This window comes from Endozoicomonas sp. (assembly GCF_051008435.1).
GTDB lineage: Bacteria > Pseudomonadota > Gammaproteobacteria > Pseudomonadales > Endozoicomonadaceae > Endozoicomonas_A.
The window spans coordinates 1-3,646 of the sequence record NZ_JBPCXO010000057.1; the positions used below are offsets into that span (position 1 = coordinate 1).

Below are 3,646 nucleotides of genomic sequence, written 5' to 3' on the forward strand. Positions count from 1 at the left end.
CATGTATTGTGAAAGGGTGCATCGTGCGGTAGTCGGGCGAGTAGTACTTCTCACTTTCATCCCTGATAAACAATCATTTGGGTCAATTATCAAATTTCGGAACACGCTGTCAATGCGTAAGTCCTACAATGGCTATTCCTTCTCTCTCTAAGCCCCGGCTTAAGGCTGATCTATAGTTACTGCCCACTCAACTAAGAAGAAGGCAGAGCATGACAACTGCCAAAACCTTATACCGTTTAAAGACGGTATGCTGCGGATTATTAATCAGCACGTCTGTACTGAGTACAGAGCATGAGCATTATTGCTCTATCAACGACTTCCGAGCATTCTGGCCCACCGTTTTTGAAGTTTATCTGACAGAAACTTTGTCAGAACATCAGGCTCCGCCACAAATCATCAATGGCTCGGAGCCTAATATTTTCTGGGATGAAGCCACCCAGAAAAGCACCGCAGCCTATCTGAAGTTCTCAGCGTTATTAAAGGATTATCCGGAGCTCTGTCTATTGAATCAGCTCCCCTTAAACAATCAGACCACCACCATGTTCTCAACCATGCTCCATGAAAGAGAGTCCCTCACCCGAGCATTCAGCGCAGGGCAGTTGTCTGTTAACCGTTTCACTACATTAGCCATCAACCATCCACATTTCACTGCCAACCTGCTGGGTCACATGCGTGCACTGGGGGAGTTAACCCATACACTGACTATCAACAGTGCTCAACTTCCCTACTTTCATCGGCTTGCCAATGCACTGGTCAGAGATCAATCTGTCAGCCTTGAATCAAAACGGGTTTACTCACAAGCTTTCTGCCATCTGATCCTGATGATTAATGAAGGCAGAGGAGAGGCGGATCTGGACAGGTATTCACGAACCATTAGTTCTTTGCCAGAGACTGCATTTTCTGACTTTCTGATATTGGATCAATTCTCTACCTCCGGCATTGACGCGTTTCTCGACAGAATCAAACTAAATCATTTCAAGACCATCAGAAACGTTGCCTGGCAATGATTTTTTTCTAGCCCGCATAATCAGCTAGGTCTGTCTTAGATCTTTTTGCTGTTCTCATTTTTTTAACACTGGGAAGTTCGGCAATATTTCGTTTTCTTTTTTCAGCGGTTGTGCCTGGTTCAAACCTTCGGGATTTACCTTTACCAATCAGTTTTTTATACCACCCGGGTTCATGATCTGATATTTCATGATCATTCATAAATTCTTCGACCATGTAAGCTTGCCAGGATTTATTGCCTTTCATTCCCGGTATATCGACTATTCTGGCTAACTTGCTGGCCACTTTTTCGTTTGCATAACCTTTCTCTAATCGATAGTAGTTAATGAATCTTTTTAATGCTTCTTTATCTCCCCTATTGGCCATAAACATCAAGCGTTCAGAAAAGCCGTGATCTTTCTCACCATTTTCAGCGAGCCCCTTCATCAGCTCATCGATATCTAACAAGCCCAACATGTATTGAACATGAACCATTCGCCAATGAAAATTGTCTGTGTATGGATTTTTTAGGCATTTCAATCTTTGGAGTGCTGGCGGTATCAGATAAGGATTTTCCTGATATTTCTTATAGTAAGAATCAACCACCAGGTAGGTAGCTGTATGCCCTGAACTGCTCTCTTGGTCTTCAAGCTTGGCCAGATCAGCAATAAAAACAGGGTATACCTGGATCAGAGCATACAGTTCATCAACCGTATTACCCACGAATTGTTGTCGTAAAAAATCGGCTTTGAACGGTCGGGTTTTTCTCAGTTTTCTCTTGGCTCCAATGTTGTTTAAAGAGGCTGCCAGGGTACCAAAAGTCATATCTGGATGGTTTTCCATCCAGTGGATACAGAAGGGTTTGAGCAAATCCATGTTGTCAGTAGTTACAGTCGCTTCCTTACACTGGACATCAGCTTCTGTATCCAGATTTTTAAGCCTTTCATAGAGGCTGTTCTGTTCGGGGGTTAACTGTTTCTTCCAATCATCCAGCATTCCCTGACGGCTTGTATAAAGCGGCCTGGCAATGCTTCCAGAGACTGTATCAGGCTCTGAATGAGTATCTGTAACTTCAATTTCTTGCTGGATGTCCACAGCGCCTATGGTCAGGCTTGTATCGATGCGGACTCGACGTTCTGACACGGTAGCTTGTGGTTTTATGGCTGGCTCAGCAGTCTGAGGTTGATGTTCACCGGGAGCTGGATGAAGTAAAGAGCTGCCATTATTAGCTTTCACACGGGTGGGGGATGCAGGAGGGCTTACTTCTATATCATCCAATTCGCATGATGGGGCTCGGACATAACCGAAATAAGGCTGAAGGTGAGGAGGAACAGACATCCTTTCTTCCTTGAAAGTAACTGTATTCTATTATCAGACCGAACTATGTGATCGAAGTTCATTATTGCCATGGGATCACAAGATGAAGAATGGGTGATTTGAGTCAGGAAACCGAGCCAAAATGGTCTGGTTTCCTGCCTGGATAATAAGAAGGGAGCTTCAGGACATCAGCCCCCTTCAATGAAGCTTCATTTCTGCTTCAGGCTCTGTCTTAATTCACGAGCCTTCTCCGTGTCGAGGTTAGTTCGCCCTTCATGAATACCTCTGACAAGCGGGATGTCCCAGTCCCTAACATCAGCGATATACTTGCTCTAAGCTCTAACATCCGTTTTCTTTTATTGCCCGGCTGCCTGGATCACTTCAAGACTTCTCGCCTACGTAGGGGCACCGAGAGCGCCCCAGGCGGCTTGCCGCCGTAAACGATGTACTTGTCAGGCCTTTTGAAGGCCTGCATTCTTAAAAGCACTCATTATGATTTCAGAGCCAATGAAGTGCATTTGGCCGCTTTGAGCTGTGCCACGTATAACTATCCCACAGAATAAGACCCAACCGTCTCTTCGGCAAAAAACTGGAGCTCCACTGATACCATTAAAACTGTAATTAGAGGGCTGTCCGCTCATTGTGTAAATATCTTTTCCAAGCTCGGACTCTGACAAGTTTGCAGTTCTGACCAAAAGTAGGTCACTAATTTTTCGAGCATCATAGTCATAACGTTCACCCGTGTCCGGAAATCCGGCGACCTTCAACTCGTCACCCACAGTAAGCTTCGATGCAGGGTATGAACGTTTGATAAAATCCCACGAATATAAATCAACACCTGATTCAACACAGAACAAGCTATCGTCCACTTTTAAGAATACTAAATCCTCTACATCATCTTTATTCTCGTGATCATAGAAAATTGGTGAGAATCCAGACAGTATTGGCAGAGCCATCTTAGTGTCTGGCAAAAGTACACGTATATGTTTATGGTCAGCTTTCTGGTTATCAATCACGTGTTTTGCTGTAACAATGAAAACACTTCCAAGGTAATTGAGGATAAATGAGGAACCAATCCCCCATGTAAAACTATCTTCGTTTTCACAAAAGCAAATAGGTCTTGCTCCTGTACCAACAATGATTATTGCTTCTTCTTGTGTAAGATATCTTTCGAGGATGTTCATGGTGATGATATATAAGGCCTAACAGATCTATAAGAGCCGCTACTAAAAACCTGCGACAATCAGTGATTCTCTGGGTTTATCTACACCGTCAACACGGCTGCATACCGGAGTATGTCTTACGCCACTCTTGTGTAGGGTTTAAGGTCGAGCTGTAACGTGTC

General features: G+C 44.1%; 3 protein-coding genes. 1 reads left to right on the forward strand and 2 read right to left on the reverse strand.

Annotated features, from left to right (window positions below; genetic code table 11):
* Positions 1–209: 209 nt before the first annotated feature.
* Positions 210–1,007, forward strand: a complete 798-nt coding sequence (locus ACR2PX_RS02560) for a hypothetical protein (protein ID WP_433997791.1) — start codon at positions 210–212, stop codon at positions 1,005–1,007.
* 7 nt (positions 1,008–1,014) lie between these two features.
* Here ACR2PX_RS02560 and ACR2PX_RS02565 read toward each other — a convergent pair whose 3' ends face one another.
* Together ACR2PX_RS02565 and ACR2PX_RS02570 are read right to left on the reverse strand one after the other, a co-directional pair.
* Positions 1,015–2,322 (reverse strand): hypothetical protein, encoded by a 1,308-nt coding sequence (locus ACR2PX_RS02565; RefSeq protein WP_433997792.1) that lies wholly within the window; start codon positions 2,320–2,322, stop codon positions 1,015–1,017.
* 431 nt (positions 2,323–2,753) lie between these two features.
* Positions 2,754–3,485: a hypothetical protein gene (locus ACR2PX_RS02570; protein ID WP_433997793.1), complete on the reverse strand. Its 732-nt coding sequence runs from the start codon at positions 3,483–3,485 to the stop codon at positions 2,754–2,756.
* Positions 3,486–3,646 lie beyond the last annotated feature (161 nt).

Coding starts and splice junctions, on each gene's coding strand:
- ACR2PX_RS02565 (WP_433997792.1), bottom strand. CDS start 2,322: ATGTCTGTTCCTCCTCACCTTCAGCCTTATTTCGGTTATGTCCGAGCC.
- ACR2PX_RS02560 (WP_433997791.1), top strand. CDS start 210: ATGACAACTGCCAAAACCTTATACCGTTTAAAGACGGTATGCTGCGGA.
- ACR2PX_RS02570 (WP_433997793.1), bottom strand. CDS start 3,485: ATGAACATCCTCGAAAGATATCTTACACAAGAAGAAGCAATAATCATT.